Source organism: Microbacterium sp. NPDC080005, from assembly GCF_040702445.1.
GTDB classification, from domain to species: Bacteria; Actinomycetota; Actinomycetes; order Actinomycetales; family Microbacteriaceae; genus Microbacterium; species Microbacterium oleivorans_D.
Genome location: NZ_JBFBLD010000004.1, coordinates 79704 through 100190, shown reverse-complemented (window position 1 = coordinate 100190; position 20487 = coordinate 79704). Strand labels below are relative to the sequence as shown.

The 20487-nt window shown below is 68.7% G+C and carries 19 protein-coding genes and 1 tRNA gene; 12 read left to right on the top strand and 8 right to left on the bottom strand.

The features are described from left to right. The first annotated feature begins 7 nt into the window (after positions 1 to 7). Complete coding sequence (locus AB0259_RS15025; protein ID WP_366223238.1) at positions 8 to 646, top strand: NAD(P)H-binding protein; 639 nt, start codon at positions 8 to 10, stop codon at positions 644 to 646. Between the two features lie 6 nt (positions 647 to 652). Here AB0259_RS15025 and AB0259_RS15020 read toward each other — a convergent pair whose 3' ends face one another. Both AB0259_RS15020 and ugpC read right to left on the bottom strand, forming a co-directional pair. After that, positions 653 to 1963 (bottom strand): DUF4032 domain-containing protein, encoded by a 1311-nt coding sequence (locus tag AB0259_RS15020; RefSeq protein WP_251582438.1) that lies wholly within the window; start codon positions 1961 to 1963, stop codon positions 653 to 655. Between the two features lie 79 nt (positions 1964 to 2042). Beyond that, positions 2043 to 3146 (bottom strand): sn-glycerol-3-phosphate ABC transporter ATP-binding protein UgpC, encoded by a 1104-nt coding sequence (gene ugpC / locus AB0259_RS15015; protein ID WP_251582440.1) that lies wholly within the window; start codon positions 3144 to 3146, stop codon positions 2043 to 2045. Between the two features lie 227 nt (positions 3147 to 3373). Here ugpC and AB0259_RS15010 point away from each other — a divergent pair, with 227 nt between their 5' ends. Both AB0259_RS15010 and AB0259_RS15005 read left to right on the top strand, forming a co-directional pair. After that, on the top strand, positions 3374 to 4357 hold the full coding sequence (locus AB0259_RS15010; RefSeq protein ID WP_366223237.1) for a thioredoxin domain-containing protein: 984 nt from the start codon (positions 3374 to 3376) through the stop codon (positions 4355 to 4357). Positions 4358 to 4387: 30 nt separating this feature from the next. After that, positions 4388 to 4460: transfer RNA gene (locus tag AB0259_RS15005), tRNA-Thr, on the top strand. 66 nt (positions 4461 to 4526) lie between these two features. Here the strand turns inward: AB0259_RS15005 and AB0259_RS15000 are convergent. The 5 genes from AB0259_RS15000 to AB0259_RS14980 all read right to left on the bottom strand — a co-directional run bounded on the left by AB0259_RS15000 (position 4527) and on the right by AB0259_RS14980 (position 11392). After that, positions 4527 to 5648, bottom strand: a complete 1122-nt coding sequence (locus tag AB0259_RS15000; protein ID WP_366223236.1) for an acyltransferase — start codon at positions 5646 to 5648, stop codon at positions 4527 to 4529. A gap of 119 nt (positions 5649 to 5767) precedes the next feature. Beyond that, positions 5768 to 7048: a hemolysin family protein gene (locus tag AB0259_RS14995; RefSeq protein ID WP_366223235.1), complete on the bottom strand. Its 1281-nt coding sequence runs from the start codon at positions 7046 to 7048 to the stop codon at positions 5768 to 5770. 62 nt (positions 7049 to 7110) lie between these two features. Further along, positions 7111 to 8148 (bottom strand): TerC family protein, encoded by a 1038-nt coding sequence (locus AB0259_RS14990; protein WP_251582454.1) that lies wholly within the window; start codon positions 8146 to 8148, stop codon positions 7111 to 7113. Between the two features lie 193 nt (positions 8149 to 8341). After that, positions 8342 to 9244: a hypothetical protein gene (locus AB0259_RS14985; protein ID WP_366223234.1), complete on the bottom strand. Its 903-nt coding sequence runs from the start codon at positions 9242 to 9244 to the stop codon at positions 8342 to 8344. Between the two features lie 33 nt (positions 9245 to 9277). Then, entirely contained in the window at positions 9278 to 11392 is a 2115-nt protein-coding gene (locus AB0259_RS14980) for a S9 family peptidase (protein WP_366223233.1), read from the bottom strand. 170 nt (positions 11393 to 11562) lie between these two features. Here AB0259_RS14980 and AB0259_RS14975 point away from each other — a divergent pair, with 170 nt between their 5' ends. From AB0259_RS14975 to AB0259_RS14945, 7 genes are all read left to right on the top strand, one after another. Further along, positions 11563 to 12816 carry an inorganic phosphate transporter gene (locus tag AB0259_RS14975; RefSeq protein ID WP_366223232.1) on the top strand — a complete coding sequence of 418 codons (1254 nt, stop codon included), beginning with the start codon at positions 11563 to 11565 and terminating at the stop codon, positions 12814 to 12816. Then, positions 12813 to 13148, top strand: a complete 336-nt coding sequence (locus tag AB0259_RS14970) for a peptidase (RefSeq protein ID WP_366223231.1) — start codon at positions 12813 to 12815, stop codon at positions 13146 to 13148. Before AB0259_RS14975 ends, AB0259_RS14970 begins: the two co-directional genes overlap by 4 nt. Before the next feature lie 36 nt (positions 13149 to 13184). Continuing rightward, positions 13185 to 14087, top strand: coding sequence for a phosphodiesterase (locus tag AB0259_RS14965; RefSeq protein ID WP_366223230.1), 903 nt, complete (start codon positions 13185 to 13187; stop codon positions 14085 to 14087). Positions 14088 to 14129: 42 nt separating this feature from the next. Further along, positions 14130 to 14519, top strand: a complete 390-nt coding sequence (locus AB0259_RS14960) for a MerR family transcriptional regulator (protein WP_366223229.1) — start codon at positions 14130 to 14132, stop codon at positions 14517 to 14519. Beyond that, entirely contained in the window at positions 14516 to 15499 is a 984-nt protein-coding gene (locus AB0259_RS14955; RefSeq protein WP_366223228.1) for an aldo/keto reductase, read from the top strand. Before AB0259_RS14960 ends, AB0259_RS14955 begins: the two co-directional genes overlap by 4 nt. A 65-nt stretch (positions 15500 to 15564) precedes the next feature. After that, positions 15565 to 17022, top strand: coding sequence for an aspartate ammonia-lyase (locus AB0259_RS14950; RefSeq protein WP_366223227.1), 1458 nt, complete (start codon positions 15565 to 15567; stop codon positions 17020 to 17022). An 80-nt stretch (positions 17023 to 17102) separates the two neighbouring features. Beyond that, entirely contained in the window at positions 17103 to 17546 is a 444-nt protein-coding gene (locus AB0259_RS14945) for a DUF4190 domain-containing protein (RefSeq protein WP_366223226.1), read from the top strand. A gap of 55 nt (positions 17547 to 17601) precedes the next feature. On the opposite strand, the gene AB0259_RS14940 is transcribed toward AB0259_RS14945, so the two are convergent. Beyond that, the gene (locus AB0259_RS14940; protein WP_251582472.1) at positions 17602 to 18471 is read right to left on the bottom strand and encodes a fumarylacetoacetate hydrolase family protein; all 870 of its coding nucleotides are present in this window, start codon (positions 18469 to 18471) and stop codon (positions 17602 to 17604) included. A 64-nt stretch (positions 18472 to 18535) separates the two neighbouring features. Here AB0259_RS14940 and AB0259_RS14935 point away from each other — a divergent pair, with 64 nt between their 5' ends. After that, positions 18536 to 19693 carry a PrsW family intramembrane metalloprotease gene (locus AB0259_RS14935; protein ID WP_366223225.1) on the top strand — a complete coding sequence of 386 codons (1158 nt, stop codon included), beginning with the start codon at positions 18536 to 18538 and terminating at the stop codon, positions 19691 to 19693. Between the two features lie 222 nt (positions 19694 to 19915). Continuing rightward, positions 19916 to 20479, top strand: a complete 564-nt coding sequence (locus AB0259_RS14930) for a YceI family protein (RefSeq protein ID WP_366223224.1) — start codon at positions 19916 to 19918, stop codon at positions 20477 to 20479. The last annotated feature ends 8 nt before the right edge of the window (positions 20480 to 20487 follow it).

Here is a 20487-nt window from a genome sequence, read left to right as displayed (position 1 = left end):
ACACCCCATGACCCGTATCGCCGTGATCGGTGGCACCGGCTACGCCGGCAGCCACATCCTCGCCGAGGCCGTCGGCCGCGGCCACACCGTCGTCTCCGTCGCCCGCAAGGTGCCGACCGAGCGGGTCGACGGTGCCACCTACGTAGAGGGCACCCTCCTCGACGCGCCCGCTCTCGTCGCGGAGCTCGAGGGTGTCGAGGTGGTCGTGTTCGCGACGTCTCCGCGTGGCGACATGGTCGGCAAGATGCGGGATGCCGTCACCGAGGTCATCCGCGATCTGCCGCTGTCCGTGCGCGTCGGTGTCATCGGCGGCGCCGGCGGCAGCCTGGTCGCGCCCGGCGGTCCCCGCGTCATCGACAGCGGCTTCCCCGAGGAGATCAAGCCCGAAGCCATGGAGGCCATCGGGATCCTCGAGGACCTCCAGGCCGACACCACCGGGCGGGAATGGTTCTACATCCACCCTGCGGGCGGGTTCGGCGCGTGGGCGCCGGGGGAGCGGACCGGGTCGTACCGCGACGGCGGCGAGGTCATCGTCACCGACGAGAACGGCGAATCCTTCATCTCGGGTGCCGACTTCGCGATCGCCGTGCTGGACGAGATCGAGTCGCCGAAGCACCGCAACGAACGGTTCACCGTCGGCTACTGAGCCCGTTCAGACGAGGTCGCGCCAGTCGACCTGATCGTCCTCGTCCTCGTCGGGCAGCGGGAGGTCGGCCGTCACGACCGGCACCGCCATCGTCTCCGTCGGGGGACCCATGACGGTCGCCTCGTCGCGGCGGTGACGGAGGACGTCGTCGATGTACGACGAGAGCACCTCGGCGATCGGGATGGACTTCCCGCGCGCCTGCGACATGTACCACCGGTGCTCGAGCACCTGATGGAACACCTCGGCGGGCTCGAGCTTGGCGCGCAGCTCCCACGGGATCGCCTTGACGACCGGCTCGAACACGCGCGTGAGCCACTCGTGCGCGACCATCTCCTCATCGCTGCCCAACCGCGAGACGCGGGCGGCGAACTCGTCCATGTCGTTGAGCAGGCGGCGAGCCTGGTTCTCTTCCACGTCGAGCCCCGTCAGCCGCAGGAGACGACGCTGGTGGTGGCCGGCATCCACGACCTTGGGCTGGATCAGCACCTTCGTGCCGTCGGCGGTCTCGTCCATCGACATCTCGCCGATGTCGAAGCCGAGGCTGTTGAGGCGCTGCACGCGTTCGGTGATGCGCCAGGTCTCGTTCGCCGCGAACGTCTCCGTCTCGGTGAGCGCGCTCCACAGGGAGCGGTACGACGACATGATCCCGTCGGCGATCGCGACCGCGTCCACGCCGCCCTCGAGGCGACCGCCCGCTTCGAGGTCCATGATCTCGCCGGCGATGTTCGTCCGGGCGACATCGAGGTCGTGCTCGCGCTGACCGCGGGTCAGGCCGCCCTCGTGGAGTTCGCCCGTCTCGGCATCGACCAGGTAGGCGGCGAACGCCCCGGCATCCCGTCGGAAGAGGGTGTTCGACAGGGACACGTCGCCCCAGAAGAAGCCGACGTTGTGGAGCCGCACGAGCAGCGCCGCCAGCGCGTCGACCAGACGGGTCGCGGTGTCGGGCCGCAGCACCTGGGTGAACAGGGCCCGGTAGGGGAGCGAGAAGCGCAGATGCGCCGTCACGAGAGCGGCGGGAAGGGGCTCGCCCTTCGGTGTCCGCCGCCCGTCGATCACCGCGACCCGGCTGACGCACGGGACATCGAGCCGGCCGAGGGAGCCGAGCATCTCGTATTCGCGGCGGGCCATCTCCGCCGTCGTCTCCTTGACGGCGATGACCCTGCCCGACAGGCTCGCGAAGCGCACGAGGTGTCGCGACAGGCCCTTGGGGAGGGAGACGATCGCGTCGCTCGGCCACTCGCCGAGCGGTGTCGACCACGGCAGGGCGAGGAGCCCTGCGTCGACGCTGCTGGCGGTGATGCTCAGGGAATGGACCACGCGGTGACCTCCGGCTGACGCGCCGCGGCGCGGGAGGTCCGGAGACCTTCCCGCGCCGCGGTCCTGCTGATGATGACGATCAGGCCGAGACGACCGGCTTGTCGTTGAGGCGGTCGCCCGACTCGAGGTCGAACGCGTGGACGTGACCCGGCTTGGCGGCCAGGGTGACCGTCTCGCCCGCGTTCGGGTGGTTGCGGCCGTCGACACGGGCGACGACGTCGGTGCGCTTGCCGTTGATCTCGGTGTGGCCGTAGAGGTAGCCGTCCGCGCCGAGCTCCTCGACGAGGTCCACCTGGACCGCGAGGCCGCGGCCGTCGGCGGGGCCGACCTCGATGTCCTCGGGGCGCACACCCACGGTGACCTGGCTGCCGTTGGCGCGGCCGACGGTGTCGCGGTCGAGCGGGACGACCTCGGTGCCGAACTGGATGCCGCCCTCGGCGAGGTCCGCGGGGAACAGGTTCATGGCGGGCGAGCCGATGAAGCCGGCGACGAACACGTTGTTGGGCTTCTCGTACAGGTCGCGCGGGGTGCCGACCTGCTGCAGGATGCCGTCCTTCAGGACCGCGATGCGGTCACCCATCGTGAGGGCCTCGGTCTGGTCGTGGGTGACGTAGACGGTGGTGACGCCGAGGCGACGCTGCAGCGACGCGATCTGCGTACGGGTCTGGACGCGGAGCTTGGCGTCGAGGTTCGACAGCGGCTCGTCCATGAGGAAGACCTGGGGCTGACGGACGATGGCGCGACCCATGGCGACACGCTGACGCTGACCACCCGAGAGGGCCTTGGGCTTGCGGGTCAGGTACTGCTCGAGGTCGAGGAGCTTGGCGGCTTCGAGGACGCGAGCGGCGCGCTCCTCCTTGCCGACACCGGCGATCTTGAGCGCGAAGCCCATGTTCTCGGCGACGGTCATGTGCGGGTACAGCGCGTAGTTCTGGAAGACCATCGCGATGTCGCGGTCCTTCGGCGGGACGTCGGTGACGTCGCGATCGCCGATGCGGATCGAGCCGGAGTTGACCTCTTCGAGACCCGCGAGCATGCGGAGCGAGGTGGACTTACCGCAGCCGGACGGGCCGACCAGGACGAGGAACTCGCCGTCGGCGACCTCGAGGTTGAGCTTGTCGACCGCGGGGCGGGTTCCACCGGGGTACAGACGGGTTGCGTTGTCGAACGTGACGGACGCCATTGTTTCTTCTCCTTCACCGGCAGGTACGTGCCGGACGATCCGTAGTGAAGCGAGCGGGGGACGACCCCGCACACCCGCCATCGGGTGCGTGTTCAGTATGGCACGGGTGCGGCGTGCGAGGGGATGCGGTCTCGTCAGCCTTTTTCCAGCGCGTCTGGCTAACATCGGACCGTGCGCCACCCCCGAGCGCCGGGCCGTTCGGCCACCACAGATCTTCCCGAGGTTCCATGTCCACCGATTCCGGCGACACTCCGTCATCCGCGACCGACCGCCGCGAGGCCGTACGCGAGAAGGCGCAGCGCGTCCATGTCCGTCAGTCGCGCGCACGCATCGCGCGACGCGTCTCGCTGGGCGTGCTCGCCACCGCTGCCGTCGCGGCCGTGGCGATGGTGGTCGTGTGGTCGGTCACCTCGACGATGGGCGGCCGTGACCTGACGCCGAGCACGGCGACCTCCGACGGCTTCGCCGTCAGTGACGTCACCGGGGTCTCGGCGGACCAGGGTGTCATCGACGAGAGCGCCGTCGAGGCGACCCCGGGTTCGGACAAGGCGGCGACGCCGGCGCCCACGGCATCCGCCACGGCTGCCCCCGTCGACATCCGCGTCTACGTCGACTACCTCTCGCCGGGTGCCCGCGAGTGGCAGCTGGCCAACGTCGACCAGCTCACCACGTGGGTGGATCAGGGCGCGGCGACGCTCAGCTACCACCCCGTGTCGATGCTCACGGCGAAGTCGAACGGCACGAAGTACTCGCTCCGCGCCGCCGCTGCGGCGGCCTGCGTCGCGACGCACGACGAGAGCGTGTTCTTCGCGTACAACACCGAGCTCCTCACGCGGCAGCCCGCGATGGACACCGACGGGTTCTCCGACGTCGAGCTCGCCGACCTCGCGCAGGCCGTGGGCGCGAGCGATCCCGAGAAGCTGCGATCCTGCATCGAGGACGGCGACTTCACCGAGTGGGCGAAGGATGCCACGGAGCGGGCCATCGCCGGCATCCCCGACACGGACGGTCTGGAGCTCACCGGGACGCCGATGATCCTCGTCAACGGCCAGCCCTACATGGGTGCGTTGTCGGATGCCGCGGAGTTCTCGCAGTTCGTGCTGACGAGCGCCAGCGACGCGTTCTACACCGAGCAGACCCCGACTCCCACGCCGACCGCACCCGCCGAGACGTCGACGCCGACGCCGACGCCGACCGAGCCTGCGGAGTGACGGCCGCGGCCCGGATAGACTGGGCCCTCTGCCGGCTTGGCGCAATTGGTAGCGCACCGTACTTGTAATACGGGGGTTGCAGGTTCAAGTCCTGTAGCCGGCACTCCGACGGTGCGTCGTGTCGTCCTGTCGAGGCGGAGGTCGCAGGTTCGCGTCCTCGAGCGTCCGGTCACGAAGCGTCGACGGCCTGTGCTTTCGCCTTCGCGCGCTCGCGCCGCAGGCGCAGGCGCAGGAACGGGCGCTCGACGAGCCAATACGACGCCTCCGCGGCCAGGAGCAGGGCGGCGAGGCCCCCGAGTGTGAGCCCGCCGAACCACGTCGTGTTGTGGTTGGTCATGAACAGCTGCTGATACAGGTACAGGCTGTACGAGATCAGCCCGACGTGCACGACGGGGCGCCAGTTGAGGAACCGTCCGAAGGGCGATGCCGGTGCTCGCATCATCCACACGATGACGAGCGCCACGGCGAGAGCGTCACCGACGTACCCGACCGTGTACATCCACACGCCTTCGAGCCGCGACGTCAGGGCCCACGACAGCGGGAGCCACACGACGACCGCCCACTGCAGGTGGCGGGCGAACACCCAATCGGTGAGGCGCTCGAACCAGCGCTCGCCCGCGCCGTAGGCCAGGAGGCATCCGATCATCAGCGCGTCCGCCCGGGTGTGGAACATGTACGTCACCCCGCCTTCCGGCACGAACGGGAGGAGGTAGGTCCCGATGCGCACGAACGGCGAGATCAGTACGCCGACGACCAGGACCTTCACGGCGACACGACGGGGCATGAGGATGACGGCGAGCGGCCAGAGGACGTAGAACTGCTCCTCGACGCTCAGCGACCAGGTGTGCCCCGTCCACCATGCACCGTCGAGCGGCCAGTAGTCCCGCAGGAAAAGGGCCGGACTGATGATGTCGCGCGGCCCGACGCCGTCGATCACCCCCGTCGCCACCAGGACGACGACGACCCCGAGGAAGACGAACAGGGCGGGCAGAATGCGGTAGGCGCGTCGGCGGTAGAACCCGGGCAGCGAGATGCGCCCGGTCTTGCCTCTCTCGCGCAGGAGCAGTGTCGTGATCAGGAACCCGGACAGGACGAAGAACGCCTGCACGCCGAAATACCCTCCGGGCAGATTCGCCCGGAGGAACGTCACCAGGTCCGTCTGCGGGAGCGTGACCGCGCCATGACCCCAGATCACGCAGAGCACCGCCAACGCCCGGATGCCGTCGAGCGACGGGATGGTGCGAGCGAGCGCCGGATCGGTTGCGCGCCGGACGGTCGACGTGCTCGTCATGTCTTCCCCCAAGAAGTCGCGAGCAGCGCAGGTCCCCACCGCGCTCAGCTCGTCTAGGGGATGACGCTACCCGCTCGCTCGACCTTTCGCGAGGGTCGAGCGAGTCGGGCGGCTCCGGCTCAGGCGACCGGCGTCTCGGCCTCGCGAGGCGTGACGCGGACCTCGGCGATGCGGCGGCGATCCATGGCGGTCACCTGGATCGTCGCGCCGTCGACCTCGATCGTGTCGCCCACGACCGCGAGGCGGCCGAGCTGCTCGGTCACGAATCCGGCGACGGTGTCCGAGGCGCCGCGGGGGAGCGTGATCCCCGTCGCCTCGGAGAAGTCCTGCAGATTGAGGCGCCCGTCGATGATCTCGCGATCGCTCACGGGAGCGACCGCGTCGTCGTACTCGTCGAAGATCTCACCGACGACCTCCTCGACGAGGTCCTCGAGGGTCACGATGCCGTCCGTGCCGCCGTATTCGTCGACGACGACCGCGATCTGATGTCCCTCCGCCCGCATCTTCGTCAGTGTCGGGAGGACACGCGCCGTCGACGGGAAGTACGGGATCGGCCGGACGATGCTCGACAAGGGGGCCGCCGCATCCGAGGCCGCCTCGAACAGGTCGCGGACATGCACGAAGCCGACGATGTCGTCGATGGACGTGTCGGCGACGGGATACCGCGAGAACGGCAGTTCGTGCACCGCAGAGATGGCCTCGCCGATCGTCGCGCTGTCGTCGAGGGAGGTGACGTCGGGGCGCGGCCGCATGACCTCGCTCAGCTGACGCTCCCGCAGCGAGAGGACGTCCTCGAGGATGCGTCGCTCGTCCTCGGGGAGACCCTCGTGGCTCGCGACGATGTCGCGGACCTCCTCATCGGTGAGCTCCTCGCCGGTCTTGTGCGGGTCGCCGCCGAGCAGACGCACAAGGGCGTTCGTCGACACCGACAGCAACCAGATGACCGGTCGCATGACCTTCGCGAACCCGTCGAGGACAGGCGCGACGACGTAGGCGAACTGGGCGTTCCGCTGGATGGCGAGCCGCTTCGGCACGAGTTCCCCGAGCACGAGCGACAGGTAGGCGATCAGCAACGTGAGAATCAGCGTCGCGATCGTCAGGGCCAGTCCCGGATCGGCGCCCCAGGATTCGATGAGCGGCGCCACCGACGGTGCGATGGAGGTCGCACCGTAGGCGGCGGATGCGAACCCCGCCACCGTGACGCCGATCTGCACCGCGGAGAGGAACGTATTGGGGTTCCGGGCGAGGCCCGCGACCTTCTCGCCGCGCTTTCCGCGCGCGGCGATCGCGTTGATCTGGCTCTCCCGCAGGGTCACCAGCGCCATCTCGGTCGCCGCGAACACCCCGCCCACCAGGACGAACACCACGACGAGGGCGATGTTCAGTGCCAGATCGTTCATCGGATCACTCCGACGGGTCCGGTCCCCTCGGTGGGCGGGATCCTATGATCGCTGTCCATCGGTCAGCGGTGCTCCTTCGTCTCTGCGGGGGAGGGGGTCGTGGTCGGTGCGCCGGCGGCGAGCTCCCGGTCTCGGTCGCGACGCGTCTTGGCGAGGCTCGCCACCGTGGCCACGACGATAGTGGCCGCGATGAACAGGAGCGAGAACCAGATCGGGATCTCGGGAGCCCACAGCATCGGCTCGCCCCCGTTGATGAACGGCAGCTCGTTGACGTGCATCGCGTGCAGCACGAGCTTGACGCCGATGAAGGCGAGGATGACGGCCAGGCCCTGCGCGAGGTAGACGAGACGCTCGAGCAGACCGCCGATGAGGAAGTACAGCTGACGCAGGCCCATGAGCGCGAACGCGTTCGCGGTGAACACGATGTACGCCTCGTTCGTGAGGCCGTAGATCGCGGGGATCGAGTCGACGGCGAAGATGAGGTCGACGAAACCGATCGCGATGATGACGAGCAGCATCGGGGTGACGAACCGCTTGCCGTTCTTCTTCACCGTGAGCTTGTCGCTGTTGTACTCGTCGCTGACGGGGAGGATGCGGCGCACGAACTGCATGAACTTGCCGTTGGCCGGGTCGGACTCGCCGTGCGCGAACGCCTGACGGTAGGCGAGGAAGAGAAGCAGCAGACCGAAGATGTAGAAGATCCAGGAGAAGTTCTCGATGAGGGCGGCACCCACGGCGATGAACGCACCGCGCATGATCAGCGCGATGACGATGCCGATCATCAGCACCTTCTGCTGGTACTTCTTCGGCACCGCGAAGCCCGTCATGACGATCAGGAACACGAAGAGGTTGTCGATGGACAGCGCCTTCTCCGTCAGGTAACCCGCGAAGTACTCGCCGGAGTAGACCCAGCCCCACCCGGGGATGATGCCGATGACGACACCGAAGATCAGCGCGAGACCGATGTAGAAGGCGGACCAGCGAGCGGACTCGCCGACCGACGGCTCATGCGGCTTGCGGACGTGTGCGAAGAATTCGTAGACGAAGAAGGCGATCGTGACGGCGATCGTGATGCCCCAGACGAGAGGGGTGATTTCCACAGGAGTCTCCTCGATGGCGTGAACGGACGACGCCAGAGTCTTCTCCATCCCGATTGCTCGGGACCGGTGGTCCGGGATGCGTCTTCACACCCGTAGTGACGAACCGACCGTCGTGGAGTACTCCCCCTGGGAATCAAAATGCTACGGGATCCAGGCGACCGAAACTGACAATTGCCTGACGCAGCCGCTCGTGCTAGCCGCGGGACGGCTCCTTGATGTCGTCGCTCGCGTAGGGGGCCGGGGCGGGGGCGTGCGCGTACGGGATGAACCAGCTGGCGAAGTCCAACGGAGGTGTCGCGGTGGCGGCATCCCGCTTGCTGGTCGCATCCTGGTCGACGAAGAGGGATTCCGCATCGAGATCCTGGAACAGCACGGTGTCCAGGTGCTCGCGCCAGCCCTCCGGGAGGTCGCCGGTGAGTCGCTCGGCGCTGCGCACCGCCTCGTCCAGCACGAGCTTCAGCGCCAGCTCATGAGCCACGGTCGGCGGGTACACCGGAGAGGCGCTCAGTCGAGAGGTCACCTCGATCGTGGCGGCGAGGAACTTCTGCGCGAACGCCCGGTCGTAGTGCGTGGCGTACTGCGGAGGCAGCTGCGAGATCACATGCGTCTCCCGCCAGGCGGATCGGTCGTCGGCCGCGTCCGCGAGCTGCCGCACGTCGTCGAAGAGGCAGTCGACGACCAGGACCGAGGCGTTCCAGACGAGACCTTTGATGATCGTCCGCTGACGCAGCTCGGATGCCGTGGCCTCACTCGTCGAACCGCCGAAGAGCTCGTCGAGCGCCCAGTCGATGCCGGCCAGGCGCGCACCGGCCCGGGCGACCCGCGCGGTGTCCGACGAGCCCTCGGGAAGGGTCCCCGACGTGCCCTGCCACTCCGAGTCCACGATCGAGGAGCTCGTGGAGGCGATCCGCACCAGGTGCTGGGCCCCGTCGGTCACGGACACCTCGATCAGCGACAGCAGTGCGTCCTCGGCATCCAGCGATGACGCGGACATGCGTGACGCGTCATCTACTCCGCTGACGAGGTCGTCGGGGTGCGCGCATACGAGGTCGAGATCGATACGGACCGCCGCGCGGTAGCGAGGAACGGGTGCCATGGGGGCATCGTACCCACGGCCCCGCTTACGGTGTCAGTCCGACTCGACGAGTCCCAGGACGTCGAGGAGCCAGGCCAGCTCGAATGCGCGCTCACGCCAGGAGTTGTACCGCCCGCTGACACCACCGTGACCCGCGACCATCTCGCACTTGAGCAGCGCGTCCGCACCGACCTCGCGCAGGCGCGCGACCCACTTCGCCGGCTCGACGTAGAGGACACGCGTGTCGTTGAGCGATGTGACGGCGAGGACGCGGGGATACCGGGCACCCGCCTGCACGTTCTCATAGGGGGTGTACGACTTCATGTAGGCGTAGACATCCGCGTCGTGCAGGGGGTCGCCCCACTCGTCCCACTCGATCACGGTGAGGGGCAGTGACGGGTCGAGGATCGTCGTCAGCGCGTCGACGAACGGGACGCCGGCGAGGACGCCCGCGAACAGGTCGGGGGCGAGGTTCGCCACGGCGCCCATGAGCAGACCGCCGGCGGAGCCGCCCTCCGCGACCAGGCGGTCGGGGGAGGTGTACCCCTCGGCGACGAGGTGACGGCCGACGGCGACGAAGTCCGTGAAGGTGTTCCGCTTGTGCAGCAGCTTGCCCTCCTCGTACCACTGGCGCCCCATCTCGCCACCGCCGCGGACGTGGGCGATCGCGAAGATCACGCCACGGTCCAGCATCGACAGGCGGGCGACCGAGAATCCGGGCTCGATGGAGTGTTCGTACGAGCCGTACCCGTAGAGGTGCAGGGGGCGGGGCGCTGCTCCCGGTTCGCCGAACGACCGCTTCCACACGAGAGAAACGGGGACGCGCGTGCCGTCGTCGGCGGTCGCCCAGACCCGTTCCTGACCGTAGTCGGCCGGGTCGTACCCGCCGAGGACCGGCTGGCTCTTTCGCAGCAGGAGCTCGTCCGTCGCCACGACGTAGTCGTACACCGTGCCGGGCGTCACGAACGAGGCGTAACCGAGACGGATGACAGGGGGCGCCCACTCCGACGATCCGCTCGCCCCGGCGGCGTACAGCGGCTCGTCGAAGGCGATCTCGGTGACCTCATCGGTGGCGTAGTCGAGGATCCCGACGCGGGCGAGGCCCTCGCGGCGGTACTCGACGACCGCCCAGTCGCGGTAGGCGGACGCGTCGAGCAACCGCCGACCCGGCTGGTGCGGCAGCACGACGTGCCGCTGCCCGGTGGGGTCGGATGCCGCTACCCGCACCAGCTCGAAGTCCAAAGCACCGTCGTTGTGGAGGATGTAGAGCACGTCCTCGCCGTCGACCACCGCGTGGGTGAGCGAGTACTCGACGCCCTCGCGGCGCGGCCACACCGATCGGGGCTCCGCCGTGAGGTCGTCGGCGGGGACGAGGAACTCCTCCGAGGTGATGGAGGACCCCACCCCGATGACGAGGAAGCGGTCGCTGCGCGTGAAGCCGGCGCCGACCCAGTACCGCTCGTCGGGTTCGGTGAAGATGACGCGGTCGGATGCGGCATCCGTCCCCACTTCGTGCAGCCAGACGGTGTCGGGACGCCACGCGTCGTCGACCGTCGTGTAGACGACGTGACGGCCGTCGGGGGAGAAGACCGCCCCGGAGAAGGTGTTCTCGATCACGTCGTCGAGATCGTCGCCCGTCTCGAGGTCGCGGATCCGCAGGGTGTACCGCTCATCACCGGAGACGTCGACGCCGTAGAGCATGCGCGCGCCGTCGTTCGATACGTCGAGGCTGCCCAGGGAGAAGAACTCGTGTCCCTCCGCTTCGACGTTTCCGTCGAGGAGCACCTGCTCGCCGACGACCTCGGCGTCCGGGGAGAGCACGGGGGGAGTCCAGTCGGCGACGTCCGCGATCGGAGCGCGGCAGTTGATGCCGTACTGCTTGCCCTCCACGGTCCGCCCGTAGTACCACCACTGCCCACGGCGCGAAGGCACGGAGAGGTCCGTTTCGAGGGTGCGGCCCTTGATCTCCTCGAAGATCGTCTCGCGCAGCCCCTCGAGGTGCGCCGTGCGGCCGTCGGTGTACGCGTTCTCCGCTTCGAGGTGCGTGATGACGGTCTCGTCCTCCTTTGCGCGCAGCCACTCGTACGGGTCCGAGACGGCGTCTCCGTGGTGCGTGCGGGTGAACGGGCGGCGGTCGGCGACGGGCGGTGTCACGGCTTCGGAGGTCACCCGACCACGCTAACCGACCCTCGCGGGCGCGCGCGGGTTATGCCATGGCGGATCGTGTGCGAGGATTTCCCAGGCCCGATTGAACCCCTGGTGACGTCTGGGTGAACTTTTCGTTCGCAACGCCGATCGCCGCGGCACCCGTTCCCCCGATTCCCGACGGAAAGCGAACTGTGGAGACCGCAGCCCTCATCGTCGTCCTGGTCATCGCACTGGCACTCTTCTTCGATTTCACCAACGGCTTCCACGACACGGCGAACGCGATGGCGACGCCGATCGCGACCGGCGCGCTGAAGCCCAAGGTCGCTGTGCTCCTGGCCGCCATCCTCAACCTCGTCGGAGCGTTCCTGTCGACCGAGGTCGCCAAGACCATCTCGGGCGGCATGATCCGCGAGGATCAGCTCTCACCCTCGATCTTCCCTGCGATCATCTTCGCCGGCCTGATCGGCGCCATCACGTGGAACATGCTCACGTGGCTGCTCGGCCTCCCCTCGAGCTCGTCGCACGCGCTCTTCGGCGGGCTCATCGGTGCGACCATCGTCGGGGCGTCCGTCAGCGCGATCAACGTCGGTGTCGTCCTGTCGAAGGTTGTCCTCCCGGCCCTGATCGCGCCGCTGACGGCGGGCATCATCGCGTTCGCCGCCACGAAGATCGCGTACGCCGTGACCCGTCGATACGACAACAAGCCGGACGGCCGCGACGGCTTCCGCTGGGGACAGATCTTCACCTCGTCGCTCGTCGCCCTCGCGCACGGCACGAACGATGCGCAGAAGACGATGGGCGTCATCACTCTCGCTCTCATCACGGTCGGATGGCAGACGCAGTCCGAGCCCGAACTGTGGGTCATCTTCGCCTGCGCCCTCACCATCGCCCTGGGCACCTACATGGGCGGATGGCGGATCATCCGCACGCTCGGCAAGGGTCTGACCGACGTCAAGCCCGCCCAGGGCTTCTCGGCGGAGGCGTCGACCGCGTCGACCATCCTCGCCTCGAGCGCTCTCGGCTTCGCCCTGTCGACGACGCAGGTCGCGTCGGGCTCCGTGATCGGGTCGGGACTCGGCCGTCGCGGCTCGAGCGTGAGGTGGCGGACCGTTGGCCGGATCACGGTCGGCTGGGTGCTCACGCTGCCGGCAGCCGGCATCGTGGGCGCGCTCGCGGCCCTCCTCATCGTGGGGCTCGAGAACATCTTCGGCGAGGGTCCCGGCGAGCTGATCGGCGTCATCATCGGCGCCGTCGTGGCTGTCGCCGTCGTCCTCGCGATCTTCCTCCGGTCGCGCCGCAACGAGGTCACCGCGGCGAACGCGATGAGCAGCGAGGTGGCCGATTCGGGTGCCGCCGTCGACCTGACGGAGGAGCCGCCGCCCACGCGACGTCAGCAGCGCGTCGCCCAGTCGGCATCCGCCTCCGACGAGGAGGGGACCCGATGAGCGTCGACGTGAACTGGCTCGCCTTCGTCCAGGTGTTCGTCGCGGCACTCCTGGCCGCCTCGACGGTGGTCGCGTTCTACGCGATCGGACTCCGACTGCTCGTGCGGGCCGGTCGGGTCCCGGTGGTCATCCCGGCGACCTTCACCGACGCCCTCACGGTCATGACGCCGAAGGAGCAGAAGCGCGCCGCCAAGGCGGCCAAGAAGGCCGCGAAGAAGAACCCGCTGAGCCCGATCCAGAAGCGCATCGCGCTGATCGGCGCGTACGCCGCCTTCGCGGTATGCGGGCTCGTCGTCCTGGGCGGGCTCCTCCTGATCCTCTTCAACCACTGAGCGCGTCCGTCCGCGGCCGTCAATAGGCTGGGCCGCATGCAGCCCGTCACCTTCGGCCGCCACGCGCCCGCCTCCCGCACGATCGTCCACCTGAGCGACACCCATCTGCTCGCGGGCGACCGTCCGCTGGGCGGCACCTACGACTCCACGGGCGGTGTCGCGGCGGCTCTCGCCGCCATCGAGCGCACCGGCATCCGTCCCGACGCCCTCGTCGTCACGGGTGACCTCACCGATCTGGGTGAGCCGGCCGCGTACCGCCGACTCCGCGAGCTCGTCGAACCGATGGCCGCCCGCCTCGGCGCGCCGGTGGTGTGGGTGGCGGGCAATCACGACGAGCGGCCCGCCCTGCGCGAAGGACTGCTCGACGAGGCGGGCTCCGAGGCCCCGGTGACCGCCGTGCACGACCTCGACGGACTCCGACTCGTCGTGCTCGACTCCACTGTCCCGGGCTGGCACCACGGGCTCGTCGACGCGGCGCAGCGCGACTGGCTGCGCGAGGTGCTCGCCGAGCCGGCGCCGCTCGGCACGCTGCTCGCCCTGCACCACCCGCCCATCCCGAGCCACATCCCGTTCTTCGACATCCTCGAGCTGCAGGAGCAGGACGAACTGGCCGACGTCCTCGCGGGCACCGACGTGCGCGGCATCCTCGCCGGTCACCTCCACTACTCGACGTCGGGGACCTTCGCGGGCATCCCCGTGAGCGTCGCATCGGCCACCTGCTACACGATGAACCTGCAGCGACCCGCCACCGAGGTGAACGGGATGGATGCCGGTCAGTCCTTCCATCTCGTGCACGTCTACGAGGACACGATCACCCACACCGTCGTACCGGTCGTGGAGGCTCCGACGGGTGACTACTTCTCGGCGGAATGGGTGGCCCGGATGGCGGCCCTGACGCCCGAGGAGCGACTCGAGGCGTTCTCCCGTAAGCCTGTGTGAGCCTCTTGACTTCGAGCGCACTCGAAGTCCTACCGTGAGGGCATGTCCCTCCTCACCACCTCCGCGGGCGCATCGATCGCCGAAGCGGCTGACGCCACGGGCGTCAGCGCGCACACCCTCCGCTACTACGAGCGCGCGGGACTGATGCTGCAGCCCGTGGACCGGACCTCCTCCACCCACCGGCGCTACTCGGATGCGGACCTCGCATGGATCCGCTTCCTCACGCGGCTGCGGTGGACGGGGATGCCGATCGCCACGATGCGTCGCTACACGGAGCTCGTGCGCGAGGGGGACACGACGATCGCGGAGCGGCGCAGACTGCTCGTCGAGCACCGGGAGGCCGTCCGCCGCCGGCTCGAGGAGGTCACGATGAGCCTCGCCGCCATCGACCACAAGATCGACATCTACGACAAGGAGATCACCGCATCATGAAGACCACCACACTCGGCGCGAACGGTCCCGAGGTCGGCCGCGTCGGCCTCGGGCTCATGGGCATCAGCGCCTTCTATACGGGCGCCGGGCAAGACGACGCCGGCGGAGCCCGCACGATCCTCGGCGCGTTGGACCGCGGCGTCACCTTCCTCGACACGGCGGAGATCTACGGCCCCTACGCCAACGAGGAACTCCTGGGACGCACTCTCGCCGAAACCGCACGGCGCGACGAGGTCGTGATCGCGACGAAGTTCGGGACGATCCGCCACACGGCGGGCGACGAGCCCGGCCTCGACGGCAGCGCCGAGAACGTCCGGCTCTCCGTCGAAGGGTCGCTCCGCCGGCTGCAGACCGACCGCATCGACCTGTACTACCAGCATCGAATGGACCCTGCGGTCCCGATCGAGGAGACCGTCGGTGCCCTGGCCGAGCTCATCAGCGAGGGGAAGATCCGCGCCTACGGGCTCTCGGAGGCATCCGTGGCGACCATCCGACGCGCCCACGCCGTGCACCCGGTGACCGCCGTCCAGACCGAGTACTCGCTCTGGACCCGCGATCCCGAGGCTGAGCTGCTGCCCGTGCTGCGCGAGCTCGGCATCGGCTTCGTGCCGTACTCGCCGCTCGGTCGCGGTTTCCTGACAGGTCAGATCCGCTCGGTCGACCAGCTCGACGAGAACGACTTCCGCCGGAACAACCCTCGGTTCGAGGGCGACGCGCTCGCCGCCAATCTGCGGATCGTGGAGGTGATCGAAGGCGTCGCGCGGGATGCGGACGCGACACCGGCGCAGGTGGCGCTCGCCTGGCTGCTCGCGCAGGGTGAGGACATCGTGCCGATCCCGGGTACCCGCAAGCTCGAGCGTGTGGACGAGAACATCGGCGCCACCGAACTCGCGCTCTCGGACGACCAGGTGCGTCGACTGAGCGAGGTGGCGCCGCCCGTCGGAGATCGGTACGCCGACATGTCGAGCGTCAACCGCTGAGGTGCGCGGGGTGCGGGGATAGGCTCGTTCTATCCCCGCACCCCGTGACCCACAAGGACACCGCAATGGCATCTGACGCGATGACGCGTACCGAGACCGACTCCCTGGGATCGATGGAGATCCCCGCCGACGCCTACTGGGGCATCCACACCGCCAGAGCCCTCGAGAACTTCCCGATCTCGATGCGACCCATCTCGGTCTACCGCGACCTCGTCGTCGCTCTCGCGATGGTGAAGCAGGCCTCCGCGCGCGCCAACAAGGAGATCGGCGTCCTCGAGGCATCCCGGGCCGACCTCATCGACCACGCGGCCCAGCGTGTCATCGACGGCGAGTTCCACGACCAGTTCGTCGTGGGCGTCATCCAGGGCGGCGCCGGGACCTCGACCAACATGAACGCGAACGAGGTCATCACCAACATCGCGCTCGAGATGGCCGGCCGCGAGAAGGGCGACTACGCCTTTCTCTCGCCCATCGACCACACCAACCGCAGCCAGTCGACGAACGACGTGTACCCGACGGCCATCAAGGTGGGTCTCGGCCTCGACCTTCAGTCGCTGCTCGAGGAGCTCGACCTGCTGCGTCAGGCCTTCCTGAAGAAGGCCGACGAGTTCCACGACGTCCTGAAGGTGGGCCGCACCCAGTTGCAGGATGCCGTGCCCATGACGCTCGGGCAGGAGTTCCACGGTTTCGCCACCACGCTGGGGGAGGACTACCACCGTCTGCGCGAGAACGCCTACCTCCTCTACGAGATCAACATGGGCGCCACGGCCATCGGCACCGGTATCACGACGCACCCCGACTACTCGGGCGCGGTGCTGCGCCACCTGCGGGAGGTCAGCGGTCTCGACCTCGAGACCGCGGAGGACCTCGTCGAATCGACGAGCGACACCGGCGCCTTCATGTCGTTCTCCTCGTCCCTCAAGCGGAACGCGATCAAGCTCTCGAAGATCAGCAACGACCTGCGGCTGCTCTCGAGCGGCCCCCAGGCGGGATTCGGCGAGATCAACCTGCCACCGCGGCAGGCGGGATCGAGCATCATGCCCGGCAAGGTCAACCCGGTCATCCCCGAGGTCGTGAACCAGGTGGCGTTCGCCGTCGCGGGCGCCGACCTGACGGTGACGATGGCCGTCGAGGGCGGCCAGCTGCAGTTGAACGCCTTCGAGCCGGTGATCGCGCACTCGATCTTCCAATCGATCACCTGGATGCGGCGCGGCATGCGCACGCTCCGCGTCAACTGCGTCGACGGGATCACCGCCAACCGGGAACGCCTGGGGACCATGGTCGGATCCTCGGTCGGCGTCATCACCGCGTTGACGCCCTTCATCGGCTACACGGCGGCCGCCGCGCTCGCCAAGACCGCCCTGCTCACCAAGCGCAACGTCGGCGACCTCGTCGTTGAGGCCGGCCTGATGTCGCGCGAAGAGGTGGACAAGCAGCTGTCCCCGGCACGCCTGTCGGGGTTGCAGGCGGTCACCCGCGCCATCCCCGTTATCACAAAGCCGGGTGACGTGGAGCAGCACTGATTGCCGGTTGTCTGGGAGAACGGTGAACGCTAGCGTCGGGGTCGTAATCCCGGCCGATGACCGACCAGAAGGACACTCCCATGACTGATCCCAACCAGCCGAACTCTCAGAACGTCCCGCCCGCGCCGCCGGCCTACGAAGCTCCTGCCTACAACAACGCTCCGCAGTACAACGGCGCTCCCTCGGGCGGCTCGACGCCCGGTCGCACGATGGCGATCGTCGCCCTGATCCTCGCGATCATCCCCGGTACGCAGCTCATCGGTCTGATCCTCGGCATCATCGCCCTCGTCCAGAGCCGCAAGGCGGGTGTGAAGAACGGTCTGGCGATCGCCGCGATCATCGTGAGCATCGTGCTGATGATCATCGCGATCATCATCATCATCGCCCTCGTCTCGGCGCTCGCCGGGGCGGGCGGCGACCTCGTCAATCAGGTGAACGCGTGCATGGAGGACCCCTCCGGCACCGTCACTTGGCAGGGCGTCACGATGTCCTGCCAGGAGCTGCTGGAGCAGAGCGGGTACTGAGTCCCTGCAGAGAGGGCCCCGGATGCGCGGCATCCGGGGCCCTCTGTCGTCCGCGTCAGTCGGTGATGCGGCAGAACGTCGTCAGCTCGCCGATCCCGTCGATGCCGACCGTGACGGTCGAGCGGTCGCGGAGGAAGATCTGCGGGTCACGGGAGTAGCCCGCGCCCCCCGGGGAGCCGGTGGAGATGAGGGTGCCCGGGAGCAGGGTCGCCGAGCGCGACAGGTAGGACACGAGCTTCGCAACGGGGTGGATCATCTGTCCCGTCGAGGCGTCCTGGACCGTCTGTCCGTCGACGACCGCCCAGATGTGCAGATCCTGCGGATCGGAGATCTCATCAGCCGTCACGACGAACGGGCCCGTCGGGGTGAACCCGTCGAACGACTTGCAGCGGGACCACTGCGCCTCCGAGAACTGGATGTCGCGCGCCGTGATGTCGTTGACGACTGTGTACCCCCACACGTGGTCCAGAGCGTCCTCGAGTGCGACGTCGCGGGCGGCGGGACCGATGACGACACCGAGCTCCGCCTCGTAGTCGACCGACTGGCTCAGGGAACGGGGCCAGCTGGTGGTCTGCCGGTGCCCGCCGAGCGAGCCGGGCCAGAGGGTGAAGATGGTCGGCGCTGCATCGGCCTTCAGGCCGAGCTCGCTCGAGTGGGCGGCGTAGTTCAAGCCGACGGCGATCGTGACGGGGGTGTCGAGGATCGCGGACGCGAACACGGGGGAGCCGAGCGGCATCCACTCGACGTCGGTCGCGGAGGCCGCCTCGCGGACCCGGTCGAGGAGGGGGTCGCCTCCTTCGACGAGCGGCTGCAGACGCGAGGGTGCACCGTCGAAAAGTCGCGACACGATCGTGGCGCGGTCCTCTTCGACCAGGACCAGCTGCGGCTCGTCGACTCCGTCGGGGACAACGTGGGCGAAGCGCATGCCCCCAGGCTATCGCCCCGGTGCGCGGCGATGCCCCGCGACGACCCGCCCCTAGGCTGAGCGCATGACGTTCCCGTCGCCGCTTGCGCAGCCGACCCACTCGACGCCGGCGCCGCCGCCGGCGGCCCCGCCGCGCCCGGAGCTTCGCGTCCCGGCATCGACCGGCGGGCGGATCGTGCTGTGGCTGGCAGCGATCGTGCTCGGCTTCATCGCGCTCGGTCTCGCGGCCTACTTCCTGACCTTCCTCGGCCCCGTGGCCGCAGTGCTCGCAGCGATCCTGGCGTTGATCCCGTTGACTCTCGTGCTCCTCGCCATCCGCATCGTCGACCGCTGGGAGCCGGAGCCCAAGGGGCTGGTGGCCCTCGCGCTGGCGTGGGGCGCGGTGGGATCCGTCGCGATCGCGCTGGGTGTGGATCTCATGGTCGGTCTGGTGGTCCCAGAGGTCCCCGAGACCCTGTCGGCCGTTCTGCAGGCGCCGATCGTCGAAGAGCTCGCCAAGGGCGCTGGTGTCCTCCTCATCTTCGTCGCCGCGCGCCGGGCTTTCGACGGACCGGTCGACGGCGTCGTCTACGGCGCACTCATCGGTGCGGGGTTCGCCTTCACCGAGAACATCCTCTACTTCGCCGACAGCCTCATCACGGGAGGCGTCGAGAGCGCCGCCTACACGTTCTTCCTGCGCGGCGTCCTCTCTCCGTTCGCCCACGTCATGTTCACCGCCGTCACCGGATACGCGCTCGGCCGAGCCGCACGGAAGGGGCTTCGTGGCGGAGCGGGCAGCGGTCACTGGATCGTGGGTGTCGGCGGTGCGATCGCCCTCCACGCGCTCTGGAACGGCTCCGCTGTCTTCGCGGACTTCTTCGCGCTCTACGCGATGCTCCAGGTCCCGCTCTTCGTCCTGTTCGTCGTGGCGGTGGTCCTGCTCCGTCGCGAGGAGGCGCGACTGACCCGTGTGCGACTCGGCGAGTACGCGGCGGCCGGGTGGTTCTCCGCCGGTGAGGTCGACATGCTCGCGACCCGCGCGGGTCGTGCCCGAGCCGTCGCATGGTCGCATACGCTGCCGGGGGACCGGTCCGCCGCCATGCGGCGGTTCATCGCCGAGGCGACGTCCCTGGCCGCAGCCCGCCAGCGCGTGGTGACCGGCCGCGACCCGGGCGCGGCGGCGGACGAACGCGTGTACCTCGAGCGCGCCACACGCGCTCGCGCCGACGTCCTCGCGCGCTGACCGCGGGCATCCGAGAAAAGACTCAGCGCCCGGTGCCGCGGCGATGCCTGCGAGTCTTCCGGGCGCTGAGTTGGCCTGGAAAAATGATCCCGCTCCCGTCCTGCGCTGTCAAGAGTGCTCGCGGCGCGACGATTTTTGTATTCATGGGAATAGGGTCGGATGCGGCGACGTTTCGCCTTCACGACCGCCGGAGCACTCCGGATCCCCAGACGAAGGACCATCATGACCGATTCCACTGCGACCCTCGACATCCCCGGCTACAAGGCGGGGACCTGGATCCTCGACGCCTCGCACAGCGAGGTCGGTTTCAGCGTCCGCCACATGATGATCTCGAAGGTCCGCGGCCACTTCAACGTCAAGGAGGCGACCCTCGTCGCCCCCGAGAACCCGCTCGAGGCCACCCTCGAGGCCAAGGTCGACGCGTCGTCCCTCGACACGAAGGACGAGGGCCGCGACGGTCACCTCCGCAGCGCCGACTTCTTCGACGTCGAGAACTACCCCGAGATCACCTTCACCTCGACCGGCGTGCGCGTCGAGGGCGGCGACTTCCTCGTCGACGGTGACCTCACGATCAAGGACGTCACCAAGCCCGTCACCTTCGAGGTCGACTTCGGCGGCTTCGGCACCGACCCGTGGGGCAACTACAAGGCCGGCGCGACCGCGAAGACCGTGATCAACCGCGAGGACTTCGGCCTGACCTGGAACGCGGCGCTCGAGACCGGTGGCGTGCTCGTCGGCAAGGACGTCACCATCGAGCTCGACCTGCAGGGTTCCGTCCAGGCCTGATCCGCTTT